The organism is Pedobacter nutrimenti, from assembly GCF_032678445.1.
In the GTDB taxonomy this organism is placed as follows: domain Bacteria; phylum Bacteroidota; class Bacteroidia; order Sphingobacteriales; family Sphingobacteriaceae; genus Pedobacter; species Pedobacter nutrimenti_A.
In genome coordinates this window covers 275,287-300,705 of sequence record NZ_JAVTSQ010000003.1, presented here as the reverse complement: position 1 = coordinate 300,705, position 25,419 = coordinate 275,287, and the positions used below count along the sequence as shown (strand labels likewise).

Genomic DNA, 25,419 nt, shown 5'->3' with positions numbered 1-25,419 from the left:
AATGGTAAATTTAACTTAGATCGCTTGTTTATTAGTGCTGAGCGTAATATACTTGTATTTTTAAAAAAATGATATTAGAAGAGACTTTCCCCGTGCCGGCAAATGAGATGCAAAGATTGTTGAATTTGTCTGAGCTTGATCTGGATTATTCCGAACTTTCTGAAGAATTTAAAGACCTGGCTATGCTGGCGGCCAAAGTAGCTGGTACCGATATTTCGCTGATCAACCTTATTGATTCCTATACTACCTGGACTATTTCGGGGCATGGATTGGAAGTACAGCAAACACCAAGAGAAGAGTCTCTGTGTCAGTATACCATTATGGGGCAGCCGCAATTTGAAGTTTCAAATCTTTTATTGGATAAGCGCTTTGAGGATAAAGATTTTACTAAGGCACCTTTGTCGCTTCGGTATTATTTGGGTGTACCGCTTACAGATCCCGATGGCCAGCAGATTGGCTCTCTGTGTGTAGTGGATACGGTTCCTAAAAATTTGAGCCCCGAAAAGATTGAAATGCTGAAAATTATAGCAGATCAGGTGATCAACCGTATCAATACCTACAGGGCCATAAGGGAATTGAAGGGAGAGGTCAAAAATGCGAACCAAACAAAAAGTAAAGTTGCACATGATATTCGCGGACCATTGGCAGGGATCATTGGCTTATCTAATATTATTGTACAGCAAGGCAATGGCAATAATCTGAGTGAGGTACTGGATTTTATTCAACTGATCCACAAAAGCAGTAAGTCATTGCTAGAGTTGGCCGATGAGATTTTGACTGAAGACCAGCAGGGCAGAAAACTGACGGATAATGAATTGAATCTGAGTGTGTTTAAAGGCAAATTAGAGGATCTCTATAATGGCCAGGCGAAAAATAAAAACATTAACCTGCTCATTCAGCTTAATGAGGGTGATACTTTATCGCCTTTCCCTAAGAACAAGTTGTTGCAAATTACAGGCAATCTGATTTCTAATGCCATCAAGTTTACCCCGGAAAATGGGATGGTTAAGGTGGAGCTGAGTTTAATTGAGCAAGAACACCAGCATTTGCTCGATTTGAAGATCTCAGACACGGGTGCAGGGATTAGCGAAGAGGCGCTTAAATATTTAGAAATGGGCAGCTATTCGAGTACGAATGGTACCTGCGGAGAGAAAGGTTATGGTTTCGGCCTTGAATTGGTTAAACACCTGATCAAGGGCTTAGGCGGTACGATGGAAATTTATAATAAAATAGGATCGGGCGCATGCTTTAACGTAAAAATACCTTTTCAAAAGCAGGTGGAATAACACCAATACTTCATTAAAGGCAATTTACCGCCTGATATCTGTATTATATGTATATAATACAGATATCTATGTGTTTAGATGTCTTTGTGTGAATGTGATAGTTTAAACTTTTCTCGCTAAAATGCCGGCTCGCCTGGATTCCTCATAGAAGTAGCTTTGTTGCCAATAGACGAAACAGCATTCCTTTGTTTTTTAAATAACTGGTAGATCCTGTTTTCCGAAGATTTTCTATCCAGGCTGATGAGGTAAAAAGTTAAAAACAGAAATGTACCCAGCATGAGGAAGGATATGAATGCGATTTGCTGATTCATTTCTAAACCGAAGGTCAATACGGTTGCAATGGCAAATGTAAATTGTAAACTTGTGACGATGTTTTTTAGATTATTCATTGCTTGATAACTTTATTTTCATGTTAAGTTATTGATAATATCATATAAATAACATTTTTTTAAATAAAATATTTCGTATTTCAGATCGATTAAGTTGGAGGTAAATAAAAGTGATGCAGGTTTTTTTTTGATGGGTATCCGGGTATGCTGGTGATTGATGTAAATAAGGGGAGCTTTAAGAAAGATGAAAGGTTTTTACCGATCAGCGATCTGGTGCTGGAGGCGAAAGCCTACTATCCTGGAGCGGATGCGGAGCTTTTGCAGAAGGAGTTTTTTAAAAATTATGATCTGTTAATTCAGGCTATGCCTGCGGCACAGCAGAATATCTACAGGATGCGTTATCACGAGGATCTTTCTACGAGTGAAATTGCCGAGAAGCTGAATATTTTAAGAAAAACTGTTCAGAATCAGTTGACCAGAGCGGTTACCTTGCTGCGGGCTTCTTTACTTTCTATTGCTTTCTTAATGAGCCAGGGGCATTAGACTTATAAGATTCGAGATGATTGTAGGGCGGTGATTGCGATATTTGCCTGATTAGTAAGGTAAAGCCTATTTTCGCTAAACCTAGTAGCCGATCGGTGAAGTATTACATTAACGATAACTTTTTGAATTTCTGGTTCCGCTTTATTTATAAGTATCGTAGCGTGGTAGAAATAGGAAACTTAACCTATCTAAAGGAAATTGATATCGTTGCTGTAAATGATTTGGAAAAATCAATTATTTTCGCTGAGATAAAACGTGAAAAGGAAAACATTAGCATAGCTGGATTAAAAGACAAAGCCAGAAATCTTGAAGCTCAGCTCAAAGATTATCATGCTGAATTCATTGGTTTATCCATTGAGGATATGTGATTGATTTTAAATGCGTTTTATTCCATAAGTTAATTGAGGTATTTAAATGAACTACGCTTGATGCAAATTAAAACCATAGGCTTAAAAATAGGTATTTTAGTGTTGATTGGACTGGGGATCGCACTTTATATAGGTTTGTCATTTGGTCGCATTCTGGTTCCATTGTTTCCAATTATTGTTGGGCTTTTGGTATGGTACACAACCAAGAGCCAGCGGAAATTAATTAAAACAGCTACAATGCCCATTTACCAGATTGCTGAGGGCTGGGTTAAAATACAGGGAACAGTAAGTGCATCAAAAACTTTTGAGACGCCTTATTTTAAGCAAGAATGCATTGCTTATACTTATAGGAAGGCAGATATTAGCTATATTAGTGAAGATAATACCGAACGTGAGGGCAGCGTAATTGTAGAAGAAGAGTTTCAGGATTTTTATTTAACTAATGCAACGGGCAAAATAAAAGTAATTCTAAATAGCCTTAATCTTGCCCTTTTGCCTGCCAAATCAGACACTATACATAGTATTAAGTATGCGGTAGATGATATTCGCTATACCGAAAGAACCCTTAAAAACGGCGATTTGATAAGCGTCTTGGGTTATGCCATTAAAAACAGCAACTACCAGTTCGAATTAAACGAACAAACCAACCAGCCATTGGTTATTGCCACGCCTGATTATGAAGATAAAACAAAAAAATCGTTTAAGGTTTTTAAATACCTGGTGCCTTATTTTATCTTGATGTACCTCGCGGTCAATTACTTTTTATTTTTTGCGCCGGTTAAACAGCATATTGAAAAAAGTACGGTATTTGTTCTTTTTAGCTTTTTTGGGATGCCCATTTTGGGTGTTGTTTTCGGGGTAATTGGAAGTCGGTTTTCGGGCTTTGCGAAAGATTTAATATCTGTTATTGGTGGTATTTGTTTTGTCGTATCCTTGTTAAGCTTTCCCTTGTTGTGCCTTTTGTTTATGACAAATACTGAATTTTATATTATTGAACGTGTGTGGGCAAGTGTAGTACTCTGCACTACATTGGCATTTGCAATAAACTACCGAAAAATAGAGGGGGCTTTTTGATAAGGAATAGGAGACCGGAGATGGTGATGGGGAAATATGTTTCTTGGGTGGATCCGGGTAGGGGGATTTCTTTTTTAGCATCGAATTCAAACAAGTAAGCTTCCACCGTCAACCACTATAATCTGACCAGTGGTAAAGCTTCCGCGCATGAGGTATAAATAAGCTTCGGCAATTTCATTGGAATTGCCAACCCTGCCAGTTAATAATTTGTTTCCAATCTGACTAAACAATTGTTCCCTGTCGGCTTCCGTCATATTGGATAAAAGATTTGTCCTGAAAGTTCCTGCACATACTGCATTAACCCTTATTGGTGCAAGCTCGAAAGCAAGCGAGCGGGTAAGTCCCTCAATGGCGCTGGCCATTCCTGCAACCACAGCGGTTCCTTTCCTCGGTCTTCTCCCGATGGCGCCGGTGGTTAATATAATTGATCCACCTTTGCGTATTAGCGGCGCTCCGTGCTTTGCAGCCATGATAGCGCCCCAGAAGCGCAGGTTAATTGATTGCTTTGCTTTGTCAATGTCCAACGCAGAGAGGTTACTGAAATTTAATGCATCGCCTGCGGTAAAAACAAGGTGATCAAATTCGCCTGTTTTCTTAAAAAGCTGCTCGATTTGCTTTTCATTACCAAGATCTGCAGTGAAACCTGTGCTGTCTTTTGGTAGTAGTGATAAAGCTTCGTCAACCTTTTGCTGACTGCTTGAAACCACAACAACGGATCCACTTTCCTCTGACACTGCTATTGCTGTGGCCAATCCAAAACCGGATGTGCCGCCCAACAGGACAACTTTTTTACCGGCCAAACCGTTTTCTCTTTTATTTCCCATGTCTTTTTCTATTTGATTTTTTGATAGGTACAAAATTATCGGACATTTGCTATAGTCTTGTTATCCGTTACCTTTAGCATAGTGACTATAATTATGGGAAAATCAAAATCAGAACCTAGCATTGAGCGGCAATTGGCGCTCCAGGATGCCCTTGACTTATTGAGAGGTAAATGGAAAATACTTATTTTGAGAAGTTTATATCTTAATGGAACGATTCGGTTTAAAGACTTGCTTGAAACCTCTAAAGGTATAACACCAAAAGTGCTGTCGAACGAATTGCAGCAATTAGAAGAAAATTTGCTGATTACCCGAACTGTGAACAATACTAAGCCTGTTACGGTATCTTATGCACTTACTAGTCATGCCACTGAAACCCTGCCTGTCATTAATGCTTTGATCGAATTTGGGTTGAAACACAGAAAGAAGATCAAGTCCTCCGTTCTTTTTGCTACACTCTTTATTGCCGAAATGCTCCGTTATTTTTAATTTATGTTTTCGAACATGAGGTTTATTATAAGTAAAACCTTGCACCACTTTTCTCACTGGATCTTACAGGCCCTGAGGTGTGAAAAGAGGTGCAGGGTTTTTTGGGGGAGGTATCTGAGGATGGTGGGAGATTATAGGTATAAGTTACTCTAATTCTATTTCAGAATCACTTTTACAATTTCATTTATTGCTGGCATAATGTAGTAAACGGATCTTTTTTGCAGGCTACTAAAACCAAAGGCATTAGTTATGATCTCTGGTGCTCCATTTTCTTTTAGTTGAGTTTTTTTGTAAGGAATGTGCGGTTGTAACGACTAAGCCTAAAACTTAATAATCGTATGGAAATGAATCGTAACAAAAACAACTGTTTGGTTGTGCAAGGAATGAAGAACTATCTGCTCGCATTTGGGCTGATCTGTTTTTTAAGCTCGGGAATGGAAGCTCTAGCTGCAGATATGACGGGTATGAACCAGGTAAGTGATACTATAAAGATGGTTTCGGGCGTACCATTGCGACCAAATGATATTCGTCCGTTGCTGATTGGGGAGACGATACCAACACTGAAGTTGTCAAAATCTTCGGGAGAAAGTTTTGATCTGAATAAATCGGTTGCTGAAAAACCGACTGTACTTGTTTTTTATCGGGGAGGGTGGTGCCCCTATTGTTCTAAGCAGCTTTCAGGCTTACAGGAGATTGAGCGTGATTTGACAATGATGGGATATCAGATCATTGCTGTTAGTACAGATAGTCCGGAAAATCTGAATAAGACGATGGGCAAGGAGAAATTATCTTATACACTTTTATCTGATGGCGACCTCAGCGCCGCTAAAAAATTCGGAATTGCATTCAAAGGGCCTAAGAGTTATGATTCTTTTTTACCGGAAAGCTCTGGTGGAAAAAATGTGGATAAGCTATTGCCTGTACCTTCGGTGTTTATCCTGGGAAAGAGTGGTAAAATTCTGTTTGAATATATTAACCCGGATATTACACAAAGGCTAAGTGCTTCTCTGCTTAAGGCTGTTGCTAAATCTTTGCGGGATGAAATGTAAGGATGTTTTTATTTATGGTATTTCGTTGTTCCTGGCTTTCACCGGCCAGATTTTGAATGTCAGCGGACAAACGGGCCTTGGGGGAAAGCCTGGTATCAAGTTCACAGAGAATACTTTGCCTGCTGTAATTGTGCAGGCAAAGTTGTCAAAAAAATACATATTTGTAGACGCGTATGCCGATTGGTGTGGTCCTTGCAGATTGTTGAAGTCAAGCACGTTTAAGGATCCGGAGGTAGCCACATTTTTTAATGCACATTTTATAAATGTTTCTTTGGATATGGAAAAAGGCGAGGGCATATCACTTGCGGAGAAGTGGGGGGTTGAACAATATCCAACCTTGTTGATCTTAGATCCTGAGGGTGCGGTCATATTTCGTTTTTCTGGTTTTTTAAAACCAAAAGAACTTATGGTGTTTGGTAAGCGTGGTTTGGGGTTGGACTTGTAGCATCGTTTTTAGGGGCCTTTTTTCTCTATGATTTCCTCAATGCGTTTTTGTAGATGGTTCTTGAATTTATCATCCAATTTTAATTCGGTTTGATGATCTGCTTTAAATAGGTTCTTCACCATATGGTTGATCAGGATACTTTGCCGTTGGAATGTTTTACATATGGAGCAACCGGTCAAATGGATTTTGAGTTCCATTTTCTCGCGCAGGGTGATTCGACCGATTTGTTGTTTTTCGATTAGATAGGTTGCTTTTCTGCAGTTATACAGTATTTTCTTTAGTTCGTTCATAGCTGTAGTTTAAATCCAGTTTTTTTGAAGGCAGGAACGCAGGTTTACTTTGGTACGGTGTATGATCACCCAGAAATTTGACGCGGAGACCTTCAACTCCCTGCAAATGATTTCTGTTGCTTCTTCATCCATATGTTTCATGGTAAATACGGATAGCCACAGGATGGGTAATTTCTTCATGCATAGTTGCAGTATTTTTTGAAATTCCTTGGTTTCTAATAAGTCGGGTTGCTCAATGCCAAATTCTTTAGGTCTATGCTGATCATTCCAGTGGCCATCATGAGCGTCAAAAAAGTCTCTGTCTTCTTCCTTGTCAACATCATGGTCCCCACGTTTGGTAAAGCCAGCAGAGTTTTTGCGGTACACATCGATCACTTTAAACTTTAAAATAGAGGTTAACCAGGTTCGTTCTGTACTTCTTCCCTCAAATTTGTTCGCACTTTCCAGTGCCGAGAGGAATGTTTCCTGAACCAAATCTCTGGCCATATCTTCGTCATTTAGACGAGTAAGGGCATAGGAGAACAAGTAGTCTGCGTGTTTACTTACCCATGATTGTGGATCGAGGGTGCGATCTTTAAGGGTGACGGCTTCATTTGACTCAGTTTGCATATGGCATTGCTTTAATATTCTTTCTTAAAATTAATAAGGGTTTGTTCTTAGTCGGAGCTGATAAGATATCCTTACAATATCTTTTATTTTTTAGAATAAATAATGAATTGGTTATATTTAGTATAGTTATGAGAAGGCTACAGTTCATGCTCGTTTTGTGTATTGCTTGTTGTTTTGCTGCTGCTGCGCAAAATAATTTGAAAATGGTAGATGGGTTTGATAGTTTGAGTGTTTCTCTTAAAACAATGGATGATGTAAATGGGGCTTTCGATATTATTCAGAAAGCGCCTATTTATCTTTTGTCAAAGAAAGAAATCAGTAATAATTGTGAAAACAGGGCTGAGTTTACGTTTTACGTACTGGAAAAACTGGGTTTTCATCCTGTCAGTTTTTGGATATTTAAGGAGGGGCTGGTGGAAAAGGAATATAACACTCCGGAATTGGTGAATAATAGCAGGGGACTGGCTTTTAATATCAGTTCAACTGGTCGTTCTATGGTCTATTGGCGTTATCATGTGGCTGCTGGGGCTATTATTGAAAATAACGGAAAAAGGGATACGATTGTTATGGATCCCTGGACGCAGGGTAAAATTACGACTCTAAAAGATTGGGCTTTGAGTTTCTTTGTGGAGCCGAAGGGGCGTACGGTTTATGTATTTCCTGTATTGGGCTTGTATAGTTTTTACGGTACTACGGATATTGGTCAGTTGAGTACGGTTAAGGTGGAGTGGGATAAGAGTCTTGATGCGGATTTTAATCAAATGTATTGTGGGCTTTGTGGTATTACTCCTAATGGAAAATGTGATAGGCCGAGGTTTAGAAAGGTGATTTTGGCAAAGAAAGAAGAAATTCAGAATTACCTTAAGGCAAAAAACATCGAAATTAGGTGAGTTAACTAAACGATTTTTTTGAGGTGCTGACCTTTGGTGAAAAACCTGTATCTCTTTTCTCACTGGACCTTACAGGCCCTGAGGTGTGAAAAGAGATGCAGGTTTTTTTGGGGTGCAGACCGGGTATGGTGGTGATTAATTTTTAGTCATCATGTCTTCGCCAGTTTCTTTCTCCGCGGTCATAGTCACGGTGCTTGTGATGGCCATGTCCGTGTTCTTTGTATCTTACATATCGTCTGTCGTTGTCGTCATCATCATCATCATTGTCATAGTAGCGATCTGAACGGCCGTAACGGATTACTGTTTGGGAATGACAGGATCTGTATTTGGCGTACCTTATTCTATCTTCTCTGTAATTGTAGTAGGCTTGTGGGGAATTGATGACTACTTTGTAACCATTGTAGAGGTCGTAGTCTCTGTACCTTTCTGGTAAATTGGTTGAGAATGTCCACCTGCCGTTACTGATGTAGATAAACTGTCTTTTTGGGACGTAATAATAGCTGTCAATGTCTGGCATGTAGTAGTACTCGGCGCGTTCGTAACCTGAAGGTCCCCAGGATGGCTGGGATCCTATGTTTACACTGAGGTTAAATTGTGCGTTTGATTTGGTCGGCACAAAACCGATTGCTAGAAGCAATAGAAATAATAGCTTTTTCATAATTGGACTGTTGATATTAATTGGTTTCATTGTGTGAAATCGTGGATTTCAATTGTTATGCCATAATGATTGGTTCTTTCTTTTTGTTGTTGTGGGTTCTTTTATTGGGGTTTTGGTTGAAGGCGGTGCTTTGGATTTGGTGAATTTCTCTACAAAGTGTGGTTTGTTGTGGCTTCAGGCCCTGAGCTCCGATAAGTGGTGTAGTTTTTTTGAGGAACAGACTGGGGATGGTGGTGATTCTAAGTTTGTTAGTAATTCTTAATTTGTTAACTTTGGAGCCTAAATAAAATCATGATTAAATTATTTGTAGTTGGCTATCCATTGGATATTCAGGAGGCGGATGTTATTGAGCTCTTTAGTATCCATGGGATGGTGCATAGTATTCATTTATTGACCGATAGGGTAACGCATAGTCCTAAAGGTTTTGGGTTTGTGGAGATGGTGGATCAGGCTGGGGCTGAGCGGGCTATTGCTGCGTTAAATGGTATCGTGCTGAGGGGACGGAAGATGACGGTAAAGCTTGCGGATGAAAATCGGGAGCAAAGACCTAAGGTTTTTAAAGAAAACCGGTTTCCTGGTATGGTGGATCGTACTGGTGACAGTATGGTGGGAGAGGTGAAGGGTAAGCGGCCAAGGAAGCTGGTGTCTAATGTTTTTAGAGCTGATAAATAGCTTTTGCCTGGGTTTGATATTCTGAAAAATATGTTTTCTGACCTCTCTGGGCCTTACAGGTCTTGATGTTCGTTCAGCAAATCATATTTTTCTTGGGTGCAGACCGGAGAGGGTGGTGGTTAATGTGGCATGATCGAAATCATGGTAAACATTACTCCGGTGATCAGCATTAAAAAGAGCAAGAATGATTTAATGTCTCCTGCTTTACGACCTTGTTTTAATATAAGGCGGCTAAATGGTTCTGATAATAGGGTTGCCAGGGCAAATAAAAAGGCAAATGCTAAGGCTGATTGTGCACCTATTCCAATTGGAATATGGTTATTGGTTTTTCCGAAATAACCGAGTAGATCACCTAGGAATAATATATTCCAAATTACAATAAAGGCTATTACTGCTGGCCATTTCATTGGAAAGCTTCCGCTTGACTGGTAATTGATTATCCTGGATTCTACTTCTGCAGGTATGGGACCTGGGTTATTTAAAAATCCGGTGTTTTCTATTCTTTTGATCAAATCTCGGCCGCCGGATGTTAAAAAGATGACTTTTTCATTGTATCCATTAACACGGTGATTAATTTTTATGCCGGCTCCGGAAAGCAGGGTTGATGGTTCTATGGAGATAATATCTGAGGGCTTGAAATGCAGGTTGCCTAGGATTGAGGCGTTGAGTTGCAATTCATTTTTGTTCACTAACAATTTGACAAATGGCCATGTGGCTCGGGCAGATCCTATGTTAGCGCCACCGGTTTCTTCTATTTCAAACATTCTTATTTGTTCAAGAGGTTTATTTATGATTAAAACTATCTAAAAGGAGTGGAATAACAAAATTCTTGGCAACAATTAAGATTTGTGAAAAACCTGCACTTCTTTTCTCACTGGACCTTACAGGTCCTGAGGTGTGAAGAGAGGTGCAGGTTTTTTTGGGGGGGATATCCGGGGTTGGCGGGTAGCATACATTTCTGGAGGTAGTTTGATATCTATATATTGAGATATCTAAATGTGTAGATGTTTGTGTTTCGCCTCTGACATAGGGTTGTCATTACGCATATTTAAATTTGTTCTGGATCTAAAGGATTAACTTTATGATTGATCAATTGTGGTATTAAACTGGATGAGCTCATGCAAAAAGATGAAATAGAGATTTTTTATCCGGCCAGCAAACTGGCCTGGAGGAAGTGGCTGGAAAAAAACCATCTCTCTAAGCAAGCTGTACGGCTTGTCTTTTATATTAAAGCTTCAAATAAAAAATCTATTACCTGGAGTGAGGCTGTTGAGGTGGCTCTTTGTTTTGGTTGGATTGACAGTAAGAAAGTAAAAATAGATGAAGAGTCGTCTCATCAGTTTTTTAGTAGGAGAAAATCAAACAGTACTTGGTCTAAGATTAATAAACAGAAAGTGCTACAACTTATAGAAAATGGTCTAATGACTGAGGCTGGTCACAAAAGCATTGAAATTGCAAAGCAAAATGGTTCGTGGACAATATTAGATGAGGTTGAGGAACTGATGGTTCCGAAAGACCTGGAGATGGAACTAAAAAACAGGCCAAGTTCGGAGCGTTTCTTTATTGGTTTAAGCAGATCGGTAAAAAAAGCCATTTTACAATGGCTTGTTCTTGCAAAGCGTCCGGAGACCAGACAAAAACGAATAGCTGAAATTGTAGATCTTGCTGCGCAGCAACAAAAACCAAGACATTTGCAGTAGTTCTATGCACTCAAATAATATGGGGACCTAACCGATCTATAATGCGATTTCTACCTCTTTTAACGATATACTATCATTCTTGGGGTCTTATTTGGTATTTTATTTTAAGGGGAATTATAAATAATTTTATTTGGGATACAATATTTGATCGTGTTTAGCGTCTTTATATACGAGAGCGTTAATTTAGATTAAGCGGGAGTGGTCGGAGATCATTCCCGCTTTCCTTTTTAATGGGATTTTACTAACTTCAGTTTAAAAGGTACTTCAGCCTCATTGAGTGAAATTTTAAATAGAAAATATCAATTTAATTAGAAAATAGATTGAGCTATGGCAAAGAATAAATTACTGCGAATGGATAATGTGGGCATCGTTGTGGAGTCCATCGATGATGCTATTTCTTTTTTTACGGAGATCGGTTTGAAGCTCGAAGGACGGGCTATGGTTGAAGGCGAATGGGCTGGTCGTGTTACTGGGCTGGGTTCTCAGCGTGTGGAGATTGCTATGATGGTTACTCCTGATGGCCACAGCCGGCTTGAAATTTCGCGGTTTCTTAGCCCGCCTACTATCTCAGATCACAGGACTGCTCCTGTGAATTCTCTCGGTTATCTACGTGTTATGTTCGCTGTTGAGGATATTGATGAGTTGGTATCCAGGCTCATCAAGCATGGGGCTGAACTGGTTGGCGAGGTGGTTCAGTACGGAGATTCATACAAACTCTGCTACATTAGAGGAACTGAAGGGATTCTAGTTGGTTTAGCTGAGCAACTCGTTAGTAAATAAATAGAGGTCTGGGGATGTCTCTTATGCTTATGAGCTTACGGTCGATTGTTATTTGAAGAAAGGGGATGTCCGCTTAAAAAGGATTTACGCATGGGAACTGAATTATTTGAAAAAAAAGCCACTTTGGATGCAATGGTTTCTGCATTGAAAGATGTGGAGGGTATAGTTGCAATTGTTTTGGGGGGGTCTTATGCTGCTGGTCTTGCTAATGAAAAATCAGATCTGGACATAGGGTTGTATTACTCGGAAAAGAGTCCATTTGATATAGAGAAGGTTCGAAGTATAGCGAGTAGTTTTTCTATAGCGGGAATGCCCCTTGTAACCGATTTTTATGAATGGGGGCCTTGGGTAAATGGAGGATCATGGATGATGACAGCTATTGGAAAAGTAGATTTGCTATATAGGAATATTGATCAGGTTCAGCAAACAATTACAGATGCTGTGAATGGAATCTGGCAACATAATTTTGATCAGCAACCTCCTTTTGGGTTTAGGTCGATCATTTACTTGGGGGAAACTCAAGTATGCAAACCTTTATTCGATCCACAGAATATTCTTCAGGGGTTCAAGGCACTGATTACACCGTATCCTGTGAAATTAAGGCAAGTCGTTATATCTGACAGTCTTTGGCTTGCTGAATTTACATTGATGCAATGTGTTTCTTTTGCGAGCACCGGCGATACTTACAATACTGTGGGTTGCTTCACAAGAATTGTTAACTATCTGGTTCATGCTTTATTTGCTATCAATGAAACTTATCCTTTGGGTGATAAAAGGGCTGTTCAAATTATAAGCTCATTCAAAAGGGCTCCTTTAAAAATTGAAGAAAAACTAAATAGAATATTGGGTCAGGCGGGTTCTAAGGCTGATGAATTAATGGGAAGCACAGATCTGTTGAAAGAATTGTGGCAGGAGGTTGTTGCTTTAACGGATGGTGAATATGAACCCAGATTTAAAGTTAGTTTGGATTAAGCATTTCACATTGCCAATTTCTGGAGTGTAGCTGACATAATAGTTTTTTAAGATTAGTGATTTAGCTTATATTGGTGGCGATCATTCATTTTATTCATTGTGTTGGCTTCATACTTTATGGTGTAGTTTTTGGTCATTTTAGGGGCTTTTAATCTTAACACTGAATATATGGGGAACAGAAGATTTTATTCTAACATCCTAATGGTTTGTTTACTGGTCTTTAGCTTATGTAGCTGTAAGAAAAACGAAATTATAAGATCGGGAACTGTTTCTTATAATGTAGTAAATGTGATGGTTGGTGGAAATGCTGTTGTATTGAATCAAAGTCCGCAGGATAGTGTGGTGAACAGGAGTTCAAAGGTTTTAACGGGTACTGGTGGAGATCATTTGTATGTTTCTGCTTTTTCTTATAAAAATACAGCATTGAATTACTTTGGGGTGGATGTTAATGGGGCAGATGGAGATTTATTTACTTTGATGCTGTCTGGTTTCTGGCCCAATTCTGTGGATGCTTTCTTCTACAAGGAAATTAGTATTCCTCCATATAGTGATAGTACGCTTTCTGTACGTTTAATCAACTTGTTGAAAGGAGGGCCTGCGATTTCGGTAAATCTAATAGGTGCCGCCCCGGGCTCAGAAGTTGCTGCACTCCCTTACCAGGGTATTGGTACGTTTAAATCTCATCTTTCCACAAGCGTAGCAGCGCCTTTTACTTTTGAGATTAGGGATGCTACTAACGGAACATTGTTGTCAAGCTATATTTTGGTTCCTGTTTCCGGGGTTTCTGCATACACACTGGTTTGGAATGGTTTATTGGGAGGAACTGAAAACCAGGCTCCGGGTATTTTGCAGATCAATCATGGGAAGCTATGATTGGGTTTTCTTCGCTAACCAGGAGAAATCATGCTGATCTGAATATGCGGATGTGAAAGAATAAGCTATATTCGGCTCTGTATTGTTTAAAATGAATTTGAAGAGTTTTTTGCAACAGCCTTATCCTTTTCCTGATAGGCAGATTAAAGTAGCTGCATTGGTTGGTTTAGGGATTGGCTTGCTGATGTTTTTGTTAAAGCCTTTTGGACTTTCCAATATTTCTGTAAAGCATGATCATTTGTTTTCTGCTGGTTATGGTTTAGTTAGTTTTTTAGTGTTGCTTTTTAATGGGCTGGTTGTCCTCAGGTTGTTTTCAGACTTGCGCTGGACGATCTTCAGACAGATTTGCTGGAGTTGCTGGTCGCTTTTTTGTTTGGGCTTAGCAAATTATGTGTATACCTTCTTGTGTATAGGCCGTTTGAATTTTACTATGGCTGGTTTGGTGATTTTCCAGTTGTACACTTTGATTATTGGCTCTATTCCAGTTACATTTCTGGTGTTGATCAGACAAAACAGGATGCTTAGGTTGAATAGAAAATCGGCTGAGGTTTTAAATGATCATTTTCTTCTAACTGAACCTGTAAGGGATTTGCCTGGAGATGTTGTGCTTACTGCGGAAAATGGCAAAACGGAGCTGAACATTCAGGTAAGTGATTTGGCGTTTATCGAATCTGATGGAAACTATATTCAGGTTTATCGTCGTAAAGATGGGCTAATTGCTCCGGTCACTATTCGGAGCAGTATTGTAAAAGCGGAGGCTGAATTATTGGGCTATAATCAAATGTTGAGGTGTCATAGGGCTTTTATTATAAACACTGATTTTATTGAAAGTGTTAAGGGGAATGCTCAGGGTTATCGTTTGGGAATTAAAGAGTCCAACAGGGAGGTTTATGTGTCGAGACAATACACCAAACTCATCAAGCAGGTTGTAAATAAGGGGTGATTTTACATCGCTGTGTATCACAAAATAGTACTGAAGGCTAATTAAACCATGCTTTTCGTCACAAAAGCGTGCAGTTCATCCCTAAAAGTTTATGTATTGATTTCTTCCTGTTAGCATTGTGGAAGAATTCAAAAACTAAACGACATGGATGTACTATTTAAGGTATTTTTAATACTGCATATTGTAGCCGGAACTATTGGCTTAATTTCAGGAACGGTTAATATTATTGGTAAAAAAGGAGGAAAGATGCACCGGATAGCAGGGCGATTTTTTCTATATGGAATGTTGACTGTTAGCTTGTCTGCTTTTGTACTTTCTGTTCTTCATCCAAATTACTTTTTGTTTATTGTTGGGGTTTTTACTTTATACATGGTTTCCTCCGGTACGAGATACCTGCATTTGAAGAATTTGTCTAAAGGTCAAAAGCCTGGTGCTGTTGATTGGCTGCTGACTTATTTTATGCTCACTTTCGGTATTTTGTTTTTGCTTTTTGGGATTTATCATTTGATCCATAAGAATTCTTTTGGGGCTGTGTTTATTGTTTTTGGGCTCATTGGATTTAGAATGGTGCGTTCGGATTTTAAGAACTTTAGGGGGAAAGGGGATGTTTTAAATACCTGGCTTGTTGCTCATATCCAAAGAATGATTGGGGCTTATGTTGCAGCTTTGACGGCGTTTCTTGTGGTTAATAATACCTTATTACCCGCTTATATTGCCTGGTTGCTTCCAACGGTAGTGATGTTTCCTTTGATTTTAAAGTGGGTGAAAAGGTATAAAGTGAAGCTGGGGTGAAAGTAAGGTTACTCCGTCTTTTATAGTCTGCTAAACAAAATCTGTAGATTTTGGTTATTTTCATTACATCAAATAACTACCTATGCTATTTACAGACGCAGAAGACTTTAATTCTACCTTATTGAATGCGCCGATCGGTATATGCATATTGGATGCGGATACGCTTGTTGCAGAAATTGTTAATGATAAATTTCTTGAGGTTGCGGGTAAACCTTACGAAGCGATCTATGGACACTACTACTGGGATGCTTTTGCTGAGGCTCGGCCTTATTATGAGGCCGCGTTGACTGGAGTGGTTCAAACTGGCGAGGCCTATTATGCGGACGAGGTAGAGCTTATGCTGATTCGCCATGGACAACCGGAAATGATCTTTGTTACTTTTGTATACGCTCCGGTAAAGGACAAGGCGGGTAAAGTAAAAAGAGTTGCGGTATGGGTTTTGGAAAATACCAGGCAGGTTGTGGAAAGACAAAGAGAGGAAGTTGCAAAAAATGCTTTCAAAGTTGAACGTGACCGGCTCTATAGTTATTTCATGCAAGCTGCTGCCGGGATATGTGTGCTGCGTGGTCCTGATCTGGTTTATGAACTTGTCAATCCTGCCTATCAACAGATCTTGCCTCGACGTGAGCTTTCTGGGCGTCCTATCTTTGAGGCTCTTCCCGAACTGGTGGGTTCATCCATACAAGAAATGTTGTTAAAGGTGTATAATGAGGGAGAATCCTGGGAAATGAGCGAGGTGATGATTCCTGTTTCAGAATATGAGGGTGGGCCAACAAAAGAACGTTATTTTAGTTTCAGCTTCCAGGCCAGGCGGGATGAGTATAATCATATAGATGGTATTGTGAATTTTGTGTTTGAAGTAACGGACATGATCCGGGTGCAGGAGGAGCTTCTAAAGGCTAGGGAACAGGCCGATCAACAAAGAAGAGTTTACGAAGCGATCACTTCAGGGACACCGGATTTAATGTATGTATTTGATCTTGAGTATCGTTTTACGTATGCGAATAGTGCATTGTTGACCATGTGGGGTAAGACTTGGGACGCCGCTATTGGTAAGGGGTTACGGGAAAATGGTTATGAAGAATGGCACGCGGCTATGCATGAACGGGAAATCGATCATATTAGAGCAACAAAGGAATCCGTTCGTGGTGAAGTTGCTTTTCCGCATGCAGTTTTGGGAAAGAGGATTTACGACTATATACTGATCCCGGTACTTAATGAAGCTGAAGAAGTGGAAGCGGTGGCGGGAACCACAAGGGATGTTACTGAGCAGAAAATGGATGAATTGCGAAAGAACGATTTTATCGGGATGGTAAGTCATGAACTGAAAACGCCACTTACTTCTATGAGAGCGTATATCCAAATGCTGCAAAGGTTAAATCAACAAAATAGGGAGTTTAGTGCTGGAATGCTGGAAAAAGCAAATAGCCAGGTGGGGAAAATGACGGCTATGGTGAATAGTTTTTTAAATGTGTCCAGACTTGAATCTGGAAAGATTTATATGGATATTCAGGAATTTGATATGGCGAGGCTTATGGGGGAAGTGGAGGAGGAGTCGAAGGCTACCATTTCGAGTCATGTTGTGGTTTTTGATCCGGTTAAAACGATATTGGTAAATGGAGATTGGGACAAAATAGAACAGGTGATTCACAACTTGATCAGCAATGCCGTTAAATATTCGCCAGCTCATAGTATTATTGAAGTTTCTTGCTTTGAAGAAGGGGATATGGTGAATGTTAGTGTGAAAGACAGGGGGATGGGTATTAAACCTGATGATTTGTTAAGGATCTTTGATCGGTATTATCGGGTTGAGGGTAGCCAGATGTTCTCTATTTCGGGTTTTGGGATTGGTCTTTACATTTGTAAGGAAATTATTCAGCGCCATATGGGTGAGATTTCCGCGGAAAGTGTTTTTGGGTCTGGATCTACTTTTACTTTTAGTTTGCCGTTGATTGGGATGGAGTGAAAAATTCTGCACTTCTTTTCTCACTGGACCTTCCGCGAAAAGCTTCAGGCCCTGAGGTGAGAAAAGAGATGCAGGCTTTTTTGGGTGGTGATCTGGAAGGGGACAAATAGACCAAGAATGCGGGTGCCTTTTATTGTAGTTGACACTTACTACAACCGATAAAATATTGTTGTTATAGGCTTGTTGCATCAAATTTTTGTTACAGCTGATCGCATTCTCAGCTGTTTCGCCTGTGGAAGGAAACAGGACTAAAACTGCATTTATAGTCTGAGTGGGTATAAGGGCATAATAGAAAAGTTGATCACTTCCATTATCGTTAATGTAAATTTCTGTGCTGTCGTTAATATCGAGATATTGTTTTCTAAGTATGGCTAAATACTTGTCGTCCAGATTTAGAAAATTGCCGTCTACAAAGTTGCCAATTGTTTTACCTCCATTACTGTAATATGCAGCACCTTTTCCATTTAGTGCTCCATTATTAAAATTACCCTCAAAAGTAGCGTAGCCAATAATTTCATATTTACCTTTGCCAAAGTTTGCCCTGGTTCATTTGCCCTGTATAAATCACAGCCAATTTATGATCCTGATACCACCGCAATACGCCGTTTCCGAAAGCATATCCATTTTTACAAGAACCACTCCATCTTAGGCTATCTTTAGGCGAATACTCATCGCTCCAGATCATACATCCAGTTTTTATGTCCTTAACATACTGCCCGGTTTGAGAAAATACATTAACTGAACTTAATAGGATAAGGGATAGAGAATAATATGTTTCATGTTTTATTGTTTGTTGAAATTTCACAAAGCTTTAGTGTGAGCCTTAGTTTCCTGATCCAGGAGTTTTAACAATTTTGGAACCCTAAATGTCCCTGACATATGCTGAATTTGTTCGGCTGCTTCTATAATGTCTATGCCCACAGCACTTACATACAGTGGATTTTTGCTTTCTCCTCTGTATACTTCTCTTACATTTTTCTTGTTGTTATGAAACGGATGTTTTGCTACGCCAATAATTGGGATCTGATGCTCAAGTGATTCATATAAATACCCGCCCATACCTAACTTTTTGTCATCGTTAAGATATACATAACCATCAATGATGATGATTAGAATAGTGGTGAGGTCAATCTTTTCCAAAAGCTGGAGGATGCAGGGCAGCTCCCGTTTGTAAAAAGCACCAGATTCATATTCTTCTACATTCTCTACATAGGTAAATACAGTTTCTTTTGCCTGATCATCGTTCCAGTCATTAAAAATAAGGCCTACAGATTTGGCCTTATTTTCGAAATAATATACGTCAATTGCTAGTATCACTTAGAAGCTATAATCTATCAATTCATGGTCGGTTAACTTTAGGAGCTGGACTATGCGTTCTGGATAGTTTTCCTGGCTTAGGTCATAGTCTTCATCCCGCTCTATGACATTTTGCTCAGATAAAGTTAATGTTTTCAGATATTTGTTGTTCCAAACTACACTAACATGCACTAGTTCTCCCTGTTCATCGTATTCTTTTGATACGCCAAATTGCAGGTTCTTTTTGTATTCTGAGACCTGCTCTAATAGGTCACTGTCTTCATGAAATACTTTTTCAATTCCGTCTTTTAATCCTTCTTTAAGTTCAAAAATGGAATTGGTATGTCCATTAGATGCATCAGATACCATTCCTGTAAATGGTATACTCAATTCTTTATCTGTAAAATATTTAGTATCGCCGCTCTGAACATCTCCTTTGGAATATAAATCATCTATTTGTTTCATTTACTTTTTTTTAATTGTGACCTCCAATCGTATTGGCGCCGTTGGTTATATTTGAACAGTTTGGACACCTGTTAAATGGCGTGTTGCTTGGCATATGCCTGTTGTGCAGGTCAAAACTTCCAAGGTCTTTCTCCGTTACTGGTTTACCTGTTTGTGCTTCTCTTGCTTTTATAGCCTCATCCAAAGCTCGAACTTCTGAATGCGCACCTGCTCTTTTGTCTACTTCTGCAGGCATTTTGCCTTCATCTATTAATTTTTGTTGTGCTTTAATCCTTTCTTTTATAATCGGATGTGCATTTTCAACGAAGTCTGCATATTCCTTATTTCCTTTCACGTTTTTTTCGAAATTTTGGCCAAAAAATGTCTTCTTGGTTTTTGGATCATATACACCTGATAGGCATGGACCATTTTTTTTGTTGCTAAACCCAGGTATTCCTTGTTTTGCCTTTTGAATCAACTCTTCAGCTTTCGCAGCAACATCATCAATTAATTTTTCTCTTGCCAATTTTCTGCCAACTTTAAAAATCCCCATCACTTTGCCTGCTAGTTCTTCTAATTTTAAAGCCTGGCGTAATTTAGTAATTGTTGAGGCAATTTCTGCAATTCGTTCAGCACCTATTGCCATTTTTGCTCCCGTCATAGCTCCCTTGGCAACGAGTCCGGCGCCCTTACTTCCGGCAACAGCTTCAATGACCATTTCAAGGGTTTGTCCTGCCAGTTCTGACCGTTCTTCTGTAGTGCCATTTACTACTTTTTTATCCCAGGTATCGGAAATGGCATTCCCAATTGCTTGATGAGTTTTGTTTAAATCGGTTCCAAAGGTGTCGTCAAAGGCTTGGAGCTTTACTTCGGGCGGTATCATCATGGTTACGGGTGAGCCGTATCCAACTATGCCTACTGCGGCCATTTTGCCCATGCCTTTCCAGGTATCAGCTTTCCACATGTCGTCTGATAGGAAGTTCCATGTGCCTTTCAGGCCTTTTCGAATTCCCCGGCCTAGGCCTTGAGTAATTTTTTTGCCTTCATCAGAACTGTTCATTATGCTTCCGGTTGCGCCAAATAGTGCACCACCTATTAGGCCATCAAGCCATGGAATTCCATCTACGCGGTCTTTTTTATCTTTTTCTAATGCGGTTTCTGCAGCTGCCCGCTCTAAAAAGATTTCGATATTGCCGCCTTTCATACATTTGCAGTAGGAGGTTACCAGCAGGGGTTTTTTACCCAGAACTTTTTGTGCCCCCTCATGGGTTTTCATCCATTTTGGGGTTATTGGAATACAAGGTTTTCCATCTACAGAGCATATGGCAAATGTGGGAATATTTACCAGTGGAATGTTATCAGTTTCGGTTGCAATGGGCAAACCGTATAAATTATGCTTTTTTGGTGTTGCTGTTAACTGCATCACCGAGGCACCTTTATCACATTTTAAAAATGAGCCGTGTGGTACGTATAAATCATCTGCTGGCATAGTCTTCAGAATTAGATGAACTTATAGTTATTTCGGTTTCTTTAAACCAAACCTCGCTTAGAGCAGTTTGAAGATAGGATTCCGCAAACAAAAGCTGCGCACAACTGAGGTGGTCATTGCTTTTGTATTGGTAGGTTTCAGAAAAATCCATTTGTAAATCGTTGGGCGTATTTACCTTACCAGATAGTTTTTTTAACAAATCGGGAACAGGCCCATTTAGATAGGCATCGGTATCGAGTCCTCCTGTTCGCACCCAGGTATTAACGGTGGTTTCAGTGGTTCTTGGTTTGTTAAGCCAGCATGATTTAATACAAAGATCATGTTTGTCTGAAAAATAAGATAGTTTAGTATAATTCTCTGCCAGGGGGTGTACGCCAGGATGATGGTAGATTGCCTTTCTGAGCCGGATGGTGTTAAAGAGCAGTCCTAGTATTGGCTGTATGCTTAATTGTTTTTTTGCAAAATCTGGATTTAACAGGTTTCTTTGTAAGAAAACTTTAAATAGTTTTGCGCCATTTTTATCAGATATAAAGACTTCGGCGTCAGCTATTTTTTGTTTTAGTGTTGTTTCCTGATTAAAAATCTGAAGACGATCCAGAATAAGTCCACTTTGGTTATCAATAAAAAAATCTGCTCTTTTAACGGCATCAAACAGTAAGTAAAGCTCTGGAATGTGAGGTTTGGAACGATCGAAATTTACGGCATTAAAAAATACATCCCACTTTTCTGTAGTATAATCAATGAAAGTAACTGCAACATCGAACTGCCCCTGGATATTTTGGTTTAAGAGCGATCCATTTATCCAATGTTTATCGGTATAAGTGAATTTAAATTGTTGTACCGTTTCACCTTTTACTTGCGGAAAAATAGATTTTTCATGCAGATCTTCCTTTTTTAAGGGATTAGTGAGCCAGGCCATGTCAGTTTGAATTAATAATTGTTGAGGTTAAATTGATTTCTGCCTGTCCATCAATGTTGACTGTTTTGCCTTTCATATTGGTTAAACCATCGGCCGCCTTACCTAAATCTACGGTAGGAGCTGTATGTTCGATGCTTTGCTCTCCTTCAACAGTAATAACTATTCCTTTTATATCTATTGTTTGTGTTGCCGCAGCACTTTGCTCCGGTGTTGCACCTTCGGAAGGGGCAAGATTTCCCATTGTTATTTTAGGTGATTGTATATCAATGGTTTCGCTTCCGTTGATGCTTATGTTTTTTCCGACAATAGAAATATTACCTTCTTTATCGAGCGTAATTGTACTGGCACCAGACTGGATAACTACTTTGTTGCCCGCCTGTGCAGTAACCAATGCCTGTCCATTTTTAATATTTACAAAATTGGATGCATTGGTGCCCAGATTTAAGGCATGATTTAAATCGTCAAAGCTTAATGCACTTCCTTTTCTTGAAGTGAGGCCTTTTGTATTGCTGTTTTTGAAGCCTTTACTATCTCCGCTCTTTCCGTGATAAACACTTCCTAGAATAACTGGCCTTGCTATATTGCCTTCTTCAAAGGCAACAACCACTTGATCACCCTTTTCGGGGATGACATGGAAGCCACGGTTTGCACCTGTATCGCCTGATCCTGCATTGGGGCTCATCACTCTTAGCCATTCTGTAGGGTCATTGGCTTGACATTGCCATTTAAATTGGACTTTTATACGCCCTTGTCCCTGAGGGTCGTCGTTGTCTAATACATCGGCCAGCTGCATGTCTGGTTGGGGTTTTGGTGTTTTGCGTACAGGGAGTTTCTCGCTGTCTGCTGAAACGCCTTCAAAAGAATTCTGGTAATGGCCAATGCCGTCAATTTCATGGTATATGGCTGTTACAATAAATTTTCCGAACTCTTGAACCTGGAAATCCACTACATTACGCATGCTGGTGCTGATGTTAACTATTTTGCCCAGGCCGACTTTTGGATTATCTCCCTGGCCAGAGATGCCTACCAGTCCAGAGATTAAAGATTGATGCTCATTATTTACAAATGTGTCAATTTCTTTTTGAGAGTTGACCCTTACATTTAGAGGTTGGTTAAAACGTTTACTGTAAACTTCATTGGATGCAGTGATGGCATGTGACAGATCAGATAATGGTGAGTTTACAGTTGAGGGTTGTGCACTTAGTAATTCGTCTTGTTGAGAATGATAAGCGAAGTTTTTGTAGTTTAATGGTGTGATTTGAAGTCCGTACTGTAAGCTGCGAAGATCACGTCCATAGATTAACGGCACCTCTTCCTGCTGGTCTGGTTTCCCAAAATGGAGCACACGGCCGTCGTAATAAAACCATTCGTGGTATTCTGCAGAAAGCCGGTTGATGAAATCGAAATCGCTTTCTCTGTATTGTATTAAATAATCAATGCCTGAACTATATGAAGGTTTGATTTGAAAATTCAGGTCATTTTGGGGTGTATCATTTGTGGCTTGTTGTATGATGGTTTTTAGGTCTTTTCCTAGGTAGGAGCCCAGATCAGGTCCTCTGTCTATTAAAATATCAGGGCTTTGGCCTGTGATAATAATGTCTCCCTGAAAACCATGTGTCTGGGCAATTTCTACTTTGGTGATAATTCCGGTAAATATATTGGCCGTGTCTCCGATTGTGCCAAATTGCGCGGTTAAACTTTTACCAATAAAGTCTTTGGATTTTGTTAGGGTGATGTTGCTGGTTCCTTCCAGTTGATCATGATTAATGCGCAATTCAAAGAAATGATGTTCATTGAAGCGCTGGTCCAGCGTAAAACGGCTGAAATGAGTGATAGACATCTGCTCTATGCTGATGTCTACAATGAGTTTGTTTACCATAGGGTAGAAGGTAAATGGAACTGTTAAAAAATAATTTTTCGATTGTGGTCCGTTAAGTTAATGATGACGGGGTCGGGGGGATCGAATGAAGTGGTTCCATAGTTAGGGGGAGGGCATATAAGATATGCGCTGCCCCAAAAATCAAATCTTGCTTTGAAAGCCATAAGTTTGTGTTTTAGGGATGATTATTAATTAATTGTTTAAATAGCCACAAAAATTCTGCCATTACTGTCTAATAGTCAATTGTATAGGGCGAAATAAGCTTTGTTTGTTTTTCAAGGCAATATGATTCATAACTAAGGGGCGGTTTAGTAAGTGGTCATTGTAGTATGGAGTAGTCGGGGGAGTTAAATGATGAATTTTTTGCGTTGGTGTATTTCCATTGAAACAATAAATCATACTTGCTGTCTAAAAGGAAATAGAGAGGTATAGTAGGGTATTTAATTTAATGCTTTAAAGTATGGATTTCATTAGGTCTTGTTTCAAATTGTACAGGGTTGTTTTTGCCTTTTGTTTTTTACTCATTTCCTTTAAATCGTCTCCGCAAGACTTTAAGGAAGGAAAGATCTTAGTATCTGGATCTGTAAAGGACTTCGATCACGAAAAGGGCGAGAATACTGTTGTATTTCTAATCAATTCAGCTGTAAATGGGGTTATCAAAAAAACAGAAATGATCGGTTCAAGAGGCAATTTTAGATTTGAAACTGTTGTTGCAGGCCCGTTGGATGTTTCCATTCAGTATGCAGGCAACACAGCAGAATTATTCTTTCGCCCAGGGGATAGCCTTAAGATTGAGTTGGGTAAATTTCCTTTTATCAATATCATTAGTGGTAATCTTGCCGGAGAGAACGGAATGATCCAAGATTTTCTGGCCCAAAGGACTTTGGGTAGAGATTATAAAAAGCCCGAAAGTGCATCGTCTTCTTTATTTGATGCCTGGGCAGCGGATTATATTAAATATGAGGTGTTTAGTAAACTGGTGCAACATTACAATGATCATTCATTGCAAGGGGATAGCATTTCTTCATTTTTGGCGAATTATGATATGAATCGTCTTCCGGTTCTATCTGTTCAATATTCTCAATTCTTATCCGGACTTTATAGATACTTTACTCATAAAGCGGATGTGGGTAGATCTGCATTGTTTGCACAATATGCCAGGGAAAGAAATTTTCTTGGACTTGGAGGTTTGTTCTCAGAGCATATAAAAAATAAAACCAGTGGTGTGACCAGGGAACTGTTACTTACCATGCTTTTTATGGATGCTTTGAATGGCCAGCAATTAAAGGAGTTCAAAGCGCTGTGGAACAGTAGTCCGGTTTTGAATTCTTATTTGAAAAGTAAAATAATAGAAAAAAGTGTTGAACTTGAACGCTATTTAGAGAACCAGCAAATCAAAGATGGTACTGTATTGGCACAAGTTGATCAAGCCAAAGATGAATCTGTTTTGGATTCGGTTGTCAGGCGATTTTCTGGTAAAGTGATCTATGTCGATTTCTGGGCACCTTGGTGTAGTCCTTGCATGGCGGCTATGCCAGCATCAAGGGAAGTTCAGCGGTATTACAAAGATAAGGATATTGTATTTGTTTTTTTTGCTAATCAATGCAGTGATGAGTCATGGAAGGCCACAGTTGCTAACAGGGAGCTTAGAGGCATCCATTATAAATTAACTAATGATCAATATAATTTGCTTGCATCAAAATTTAACATCAATGGAATACCTCATTATCTAATCATAAACAAAGATGGAAAGCTTGTAAATAGCAATGCGCCTGGGCCGGAGCAAAAAGAGGGCTTAAGGTCTGAATTAGATCGTTTGTTGAAATAAGTTTAAGATTGGCCA

Annotated in this window: 29 protein-coding genes; 17 read left to right on the top strand and 12 right to left on the bottom strand. The window is 39.4% G+C overall.

All coding sequences use genetic code 11. The features are described 5' to 3' along the window. The first annotated feature begins 68 nt into the window (after positions 1 to 68). Positions 69 to 1,286 (top strand): GAF domain-containing sensor histidine kinase, encoded by a 1,218-nt coding sequence (locus tag R2S08_RS06390; protein ID WP_133781531.1) that lies wholly within the window; start codon positions 69 to 71, stop codon positions 1,284 to 1,286. Between the two features lie 116 nt (positions 1,287 to 1,402). Here R2S08_RS06390 and R2S08_RS06385 read toward each other — a convergent pair whose 3' ends face one another. Continuing rightward, complete coding sequence (locus tag R2S08_RS06385; protein WP_316834359.1) at positions 1,403 to 1,675, bottom strand: hypothetical protein; 273 nt, start codon at positions 1,673 to 1,675, stop codon at positions 1,403 to 1,405. 144 nt (positions 1,676 to 1,819) lie between these two features. On the opposite strand from R2S08_RS06385, the gene R2S08_RS06380 reads away from it, so the two are divergent. The 3 genes from R2S08_RS06380 (at position 1,820) to R2S08_RS06370 (ending at position 3,600) form a co-directional block, all read left to right on the top strand. Further along, positions 1,820 to 2,158 carry a sigma-70 family RNA polymerase sigma factor gene (locus R2S08_RS06380; protein ID WP_316834358.1) on the top strand — a complete coding sequence of 113 codons (339 nt, stop codon included), beginning with the start codon at positions 1,820 to 1,822 and terminating at the stop codon, positions 2,156 to 2,158. A 122-nt stretch (positions 2,159 to 2,280) separates the two neighbouring features. Beyond that, complete coding sequence (locus tag R2S08_RS06375) at positions 2,281 to 2,526, top strand: hypothetical protein (protein WP_316834357.1); 246 nt, start codon at positions 2,281 to 2,283, stop codon at positions 2,524 to 2,526. Positions 2,527 to 2,583: 57 nt separating this feature from the next. Further along, positions 2,584 to 3,600 (top strand): hypothetical protein, encoded by a 1,017-nt coding sequence (locus R2S08_RS06370; protein ID WP_316834356.1) that lies wholly within the window; start codon positions 2,584 to 2,586, stop codon positions 3,598 to 3,600. An 86-nt stretch (positions 3,601 to 3,686) separates the two neighbouring features. On the opposite strand, the gene R2S08_RS06365 is transcribed toward R2S08_RS06370, so the two are convergent. Then, a complete protein-coding gene (locus R2S08_RS06365) occupies positions 3,687 to 4,424 on the bottom strand; it encodes an SDR family oxidoreductase (protein WP_316834355.1) in 738 nt (245 codons plus the stop codon). 93 nt (positions 4,425 to 4,517) lie between these two features. On the opposite strand from R2S08_RS06365, the gene R2S08_RS06360 reads away from it, so the two are divergent. The 3 genes from R2S08_RS06360 to R2S08_RS06350 all read left to right on the top strand — a co-directional run bounded on the left by R2S08_RS06360 (position 4,518) and on the right by R2S08_RS06350 (position 6,404). Beyond that, on the top strand, positions 4,518 to 4,910 hold the full coding sequence (locus tag R2S08_RS06360; protein WP_316834354.1) for a helix-turn-helix domain-containing protein: 393 nt from the start codon (positions 4,518 to 4,520) through the stop codon (positions 4,908 to 4,910). 344 nt (positions 4,911 to 5,254) lie between these two features. Beyond that, the gene (locus R2S08_RS06355; RefSeq protein ID WP_316834353.1) at positions 5,255 to 5,959 is read left to right on the top strand and encodes a peroxiredoxin-like family protein; all 705 of its coding nucleotides are present in this window, start codon (positions 5,255 to 5,257) and stop codon (positions 5,957 to 5,959) included. Then, positions 5,949 to 6,404: a thioredoxin family protein gene (locus R2S08_RS06350; RefSeq protein ID WP_316834352.1), complete on the top strand. Its 456-nt coding sequence runs from the start codon at positions 5,949 to 5,951 to the stop codon at positions 6,402 to 6,404. The genes R2S08_RS06355 and R2S08_RS06350 overlap by 11 nt, the downstream gene beginning before the upstream one ends. An 8-nt stretch (positions 6,405 to 6,412) precedes the next feature. On the opposite strand, the gene R2S08_RS06345 is transcribed toward R2S08_RS06350, so the two are convergent. Further along, complete coding sequence (locus R2S08_RS06345) at positions 6,413 to 6,694, bottom strand: hypothetical protein (RefSeq protein WP_316834351.1); 282 nt, start codon at positions 6,692 to 6,694, stop codon at positions 6,413 to 6,415. A gap of 9 nt (positions 6,695 to 6,703) precedes the next feature. Then, complete coding sequence (locus R2S08_RS06340) at positions 6,704 to 7,303, bottom strand: sigma-70 family RNA polymerase sigma factor (RefSeq protein WP_316834350.1); 600 nt, start codon at positions 7,301 to 7,303, stop codon at positions 6,704 to 6,706. 128 nt (positions 7,304 to 7,431) lie between these two features. Here R2S08_RS06340 and R2S08_RS06335 point away from each other — a divergent pair, with 128 nt between their 5' ends. After that, positions 7,432 to 8,193 (top strand): protein-glutamine glutaminase family protein, encoded by a 762-nt coding sequence (locus R2S08_RS06335; RefSeq protein ID WP_316834349.1) that lies wholly within the window; start codon positions 7,432 to 7,434, stop codon positions 8,191 to 8,193. A 142-nt stretch (positions 8,194 to 8,335) separates the two neighbouring features. On the opposite strand, the gene R2S08_RS06330 is transcribed toward R2S08_RS06335, so the two are convergent. Next, a complete protein-coding gene (locus R2S08_RS06330) occupies positions 8,336 to 8,851 on the bottom strand; it encodes a hypothetical protein (protein ID WP_133781573.1) in 516 nt (171 codons plus the stop codon). 291 nt (positions 8,852 to 9,142) lie between these two features. Here R2S08_RS06330 and R2S08_RS06325 point away from each other — a divergent pair, with 291 nt between their 5' ends. Beyond that, positions 9,143 to 9,523, top strand: a complete 381-nt coding sequence (locus R2S08_RS06325; RefSeq protein WP_316834348.1) for a hypothetical protein — start codon at positions 9,143 to 9,145, stop codon at positions 9,521 to 9,523. 119 nt (positions 9,524 to 9,642) lie between these two features. On the opposite strand, the gene R2S08_RS06320 is transcribed toward R2S08_RS06325, so the two are convergent. Continuing rightward, positions 9,643 to 10,287: a hypothetical protein gene (locus tag R2S08_RS06320; protein WP_316834347.1), complete on the bottom strand. Its 645-nt coding sequence runs from the start codon at positions 10,285 to 10,287 to the stop codon at positions 9,643 to 9,645. A gap of 354 nt (positions 10,288 to 10,641) precedes the next feature. On the opposite strand from R2S08_RS06320, the gene R2S08_RS06315 reads away from it, so the two are divergent. From R2S08_RS06315 to R2S08_RS06285, 7 genes are all read left to right on the top strand, one after another. Continuing rightward, positions 10,642 to 11,223: a YdeI/OmpD-associated family protein gene (locus R2S08_RS06315; RefSeq protein ID WP_316834346.1), complete on the top strand. Its 582-nt coding sequence runs from the start codon at positions 10,642 to 10,644 to the stop codon at positions 11,221 to 11,223. 327 nt (positions 11,224 to 11,550) lie between these two features. Beyond that, positions 11,551 to 12,003: a VOC family protein gene (locus R2S08_RS06310; RefSeq protein WP_316834345.1), complete on the top strand. Its 453-nt coding sequence runs from the start codon at positions 11,551 to 11,553 to the stop codon at positions 12,001 to 12,003. A 90-nt stretch (positions 12,004 to 12,093) separates the two neighbouring features. Beyond that, positions 12,094 to 12,975 (top strand): nucleotidyltransferase domain-containing protein, encoded by an 882-nt coding sequence (locus tag R2S08_RS06305; protein ID WP_316834344.1) that lies wholly within the window; start codon positions 12,094 to 12,096, stop codon positions 12,973 to 12,975. A 168-nt stretch (positions 12,976 to 13,143) separates the two neighbouring features. Next, a complete protein-coding gene (locus R2S08_RS06300) occupies positions 13,144 to 13,848 on the top strand; it encodes a hypothetical protein (protein WP_316834343.1) in 705 nt (234 codons plus the stop codon). 91 nt (positions 13,849 to 13,939) lie between these two features. Continuing rightward, complete coding sequence (locus R2S08_RS06295; RefSeq protein WP_316834342.1) at positions 13,940 to 14,791, top strand: LytTR family DNA-binding domain-containing protein; 852 nt, start codon at positions 13,940 to 13,942, stop codon at positions 14,789 to 14,791. 144 nt (positions 14,792 to 14,935) lie between these two features. Then, positions 14,936 to 15,583 carry a DUF2306 domain-containing protein gene (locus R2S08_RS06290; RefSeq protein ID WP_316834341.1) on the top strand — a complete coding sequence of 216 codons (648 nt, stop codon included), beginning with the start codon at positions 14,936 to 14,938 and terminating at the stop codon, positions 15,581 to 15,583. Between the two features lie 82 nt (positions 15,584 to 15,665). Continuing rightward, entirely contained in the window at positions 15,666 to 17,549 is a 1,884-nt protein-coding gene (locus tag R2S08_RS06285) for a PAS domain-containing protein (protein ID WP_316834340.1), read from the top strand. Positions 17,550 to 18,069: 520 nt separating this feature from the next. Here the strand turns inward: R2S08_RS06285 and R2S08_RS06280 are convergent. The 6 genes from R2S08_RS06280 to R2S08_RS06255 form a co-directional block, all read right to left on the bottom strand. Next, entirely contained in the window at positions 18,070 to 18,234 is a 165-nt protein-coding gene (locus R2S08_RS06280) for a hypothetical protein (protein ID WP_316834339.1), read from the bottom strand. Between the two features lie 116 nt (positions 18,235 to 18,350). After that, positions 18,351 to 18,866, bottom strand: coding sequence for an endonuclease V (locus R2S08_RS06275; RefSeq protein ID WP_316834338.1), 516 nt, complete (start codon positions 18,864 to 18,866; stop codon positions 18,351 to 18,353). Further along, complete coding sequence (locus R2S08_RS06270; RefSeq protein WP_316834337.1) at positions 18,867 to 19,310, bottom strand: hypothetical protein; 444 nt, start codon at positions 19,308 to 19,310, stop codon at positions 18,867 to 18,869. It abuts the gene before it with no gap. A gap of 10 nt (positions 19,311 to 19,320) precedes the next feature. Next, positions 19,321 to 20,778 (bottom strand): PAAR-like protein, encoded by a 1,458-nt coding sequence (locus R2S08_RS06265; RefSeq protein WP_316834336.1) that lies wholly within the window; start codon positions 20,776 to 20,778, stop codon positions 19,321 to 19,323. Then, complete coding sequence (locus R2S08_RS06260; RefSeq protein WP_316834335.1) at positions 20,765 to 21,697, bottom strand: hypothetical protein; 933 nt, start codon at positions 21,695 to 21,697, stop codon at positions 20,765 to 20,767. Before R2S08_RS06260 ends, R2S08_RS06265 begins: the two co-directional genes overlap by 14 nt. A gap of 1 nt (position 21,698) precedes the next feature. Next, on the bottom strand, positions 21,699 to 23,576 hold the full coding sequence (locus R2S08_RS06255) for a type VI secretion system Vgr family protein (protein ID WP_133781610.1): 1,878 nt from the start codon (positions 23,574 to 23,576) through the stop codon (positions 21,699 to 21,701). Positions 23,577 to 24,036: 460 nt separating this feature from the next. Between R2S08_RS06255 and R2S08_RS06250 the strand changes: the two genes are divergently transcribed. Beyond that, on the top strand, positions 24,037 to 25,404 hold the full coding sequence (locus R2S08_RS06250) for a TlpA disulfide reductase family protein (protein WP_316834334.1): 1,368 nt from the start codon (positions 24,037 to 24,039) through the stop codon (positions 25,402 to 25,404). The last annotated feature ends 15 nt before the right edge of the window (positions 25,405 to 25,419 follow it).